Genomic DNA, 2,259 nt, shown 5'->3' with positions numbered 1-2,259 from the left:
GCGCCACCGCATCGCGGCCCTGATCCGCCGCTCGTCCCGTCCAGCTATACCACCACTCGGTCGGGCCATAGACCAGCGCCGCCTCGGGCACCCGCACCAGCAGCCCCACCTGCCGGCTCAGCTTCGCCGGCAACCAAACATCATCGGCATCCAGGAAGGCGAGGTAGGTCCCCTGGGCGTGCGCGATCCCGAGGTTGCGCGAGGCACTCATGCCCCGATTGGCATGCTCGGGGTGGCACAGGTAGCGCAGCCGCTCGGGGGCCGTGGCCACCGCCTGCTGGGCGATCACCGGACTGCCATCGGTCGAACCATCGTCGACCAGCAACAGCTCCCAGTGGGGGTAGGTCTGAGCCAGGACGCTGGCGATGGCTTCGGCCAGGAAGGCCTCGGCATTCCAGAAGATGATGATCACCGAGACCAGCGGCGTCTCCGTCATCGGCACGATTCCTATCTGACCCTACTCGAGTCCGAGGAGGCGCTCATCAATCATGTCGAGGATGCCGGCGTCGACGCGCACGTCGAACTTTCTCGCGAAAAGCTTGGGTGACTCTGCCAGTGCTGGGAAGTCGGATCTCGTCAGGACCGCGGGACTACCCGCCGTTGGGTCCTTCCAGTCGATGTGTCTGAGATTGTCGTTCACGATGATGTCGCGATACGGTGAGTTCAATAGCACGGTTTGAAAGAAGATCTCGTCGGGCACGTCGACGTACTTGAAGAAGCGAACGAGAGCGGGGTTCTTGTGGGTCATCCGATCGATATAGTTGACACATTCTCGCGGCAGGCACCAGTACGATGAGCCGCCGAAAGGTGTGAAGCCACGCGGGAACCTGCGGCCGAGCGGCGAGACAGCCGCAGGCGGGATGCGAACATGCCGCCGAAATATGCGGAAATGCCAGGCCCGAATTCGATCGAGTCCCCCATTCTGCCAGGCATCATGCGGAAGTGGAAAGTGATCCAGGAAGGCCGCTCCAACGTGATCTTCCAGGAATTCTTCGATCCGGGAATTTGCCTTGATCGGGTAGTCCTGGCCGGTCGCGAGGATCACGTAGTCGACATCGGTCCCACCGCTTACGATCGCATCGATCCCTTCAAGCGTAGCCGCGACGTGGCCAAATCCTCCCCAGGAGCAGCGGTGCCGCGGCAAGAAGCGAACGTTGCCAACGTCATGCAACCCGCAAACCATTTGACGGAAGATGGAATCGTCGGTCCGCTTGTCGACGTGCACCCAGAACGACGTCGAACGCTCGTTCAACGCACGCACAAGCCGAATCAACTGCTCCGGGTTCTTATAGGCCGAGATGATGTACGCCAGTTTCATCGTTCTCACACTGACATAACGTATCCGCTTGACCGCTCGCCTTTGTCGCGCGAACCGCGATGATGACCTCGTAGTCGGCGTCATGGTGGTTGAGTTCCTGAGGGCGCAGCTCCTCGGCCGCGAGACCATAAAGCACGCCCGTGGCGGCCAGGACGTTTCCGAACGACTCGACTCGAACGTCGACCCACGAACACGAATCGTCGAATAGCCGTCGACCGGACAGCGTCGTGAAGCCCCAGAACTGCCCCCATCGTTCCATGTCGTAGCGACTGATGGGGGTGATGCCGGGGAATGTCGCCAGGAGCACGCCGCCCGGCTTGAGCGCGCGGTTGATCGTCCTGAGGGCTGCGGGAGCGTCGTAGATGAACTGCAACGTTTGCGTGAGAATCACGCAATCGAAGATGCCAGCGGGGAGAACGTCTTCACAGGTAAGGTCACCAATGATGGTCGCCTGTGGCTGACCTGGTGCGACGTGAAGCACATCGCTGGCACTCACCCGATCCCCCCCGAACTCGCGCGTATAGGTATCGTCCGCGATTTCTAAGACATGGCCGCAAATATCCGACGCGTGGATCTCGAGAAAGCGCTCAATATAGTGTCGGTCGATCGGCTGGCCACGGTCGTAGCCGAACTGCCGGCTGACCGGCGTCAGGCGCCGCAGGTTACCGAAGCGCACCCAGCCGGCTGGTGGGGAGTAGTCGCCACCGGTCCATCGTGCCCAGAGCCACCGGCGAGCCGGGGCGGGGACGGTTCGGCGACCAAGTTCGAGCACCGCCGGTCGCACGTATCGCGCGGCCGCACGGCGGGTCGTCGCTAGACGATCGAGTCGCGGATGACGGCAGGACCAGAGCGCCTGCTCAAGTCCTCGCTGCAGCTCAGGGTCCGAGACGCCCTGCTTGTCCAGGTATGTTCCCAACCAGTTGAGAAAAAAGAGGCGGGCG

3 protein-coding genes are annotated in these 2,259 nt (G+C 62.2%); all 3 read right to left on the bottom strand.

All coding sequences use genetic code 11. The annotated features are described in order from the left end of the window. On the bottom strand, positions 1-436 hold a 436-nt coding region (locus Q0W90_RS24350), incomplete at its 3' end, for a glycosyltransferase family 2 protein (RefSeq protein WP_297777229.1). 21 nt (positions 437-457) lie between these two features. Beyond that, positions 458-1,318, bottom strand: a complete 861-nt coding sequence (locus tag Q0W90_RS24345) for a beta-1,6-N-acetylglucosaminyltransferase (protein WP_297777226.1) — start codon at positions 1,316-1,318, stop codon at positions 458-460. Continuing rightward, a partial coding sequence (locus Q0W90_RS24340; protein WP_297777223.1) for a methyltransferase domain-containing protein occupies positions 1,287-2,259 on the bottom strand: 973 nt, incomplete at its 5' end. The genes Q0W90_RS24340 and Q0W90_RS24345, both read right to left, overlap by 32 nt.

It is taken from the genome of Mycobacterium sp. (genome assembly GCF_025933915.1).
Lineage (GTDB): Bacteria > Actinomycetota > Actinomycetes > Mycobacteriales > Mycobacteriaceae > Mycobacterium.
The sequence above is the reverse complement of the archived record's forward strand: the minus strand, read 5'-3'. Positions and strand labels throughout refer to the sequence as shown.

Excerpts from the sequence above, each read along its gene's own strand:
- Q0W90_RS24345 (WP_297777226.1), bottom strand. The coding sequence starts at position 1,318 with ATGAAACTGGCGTACATCATCTCGGCCTATAAGAACCCGGAGCAGTTG.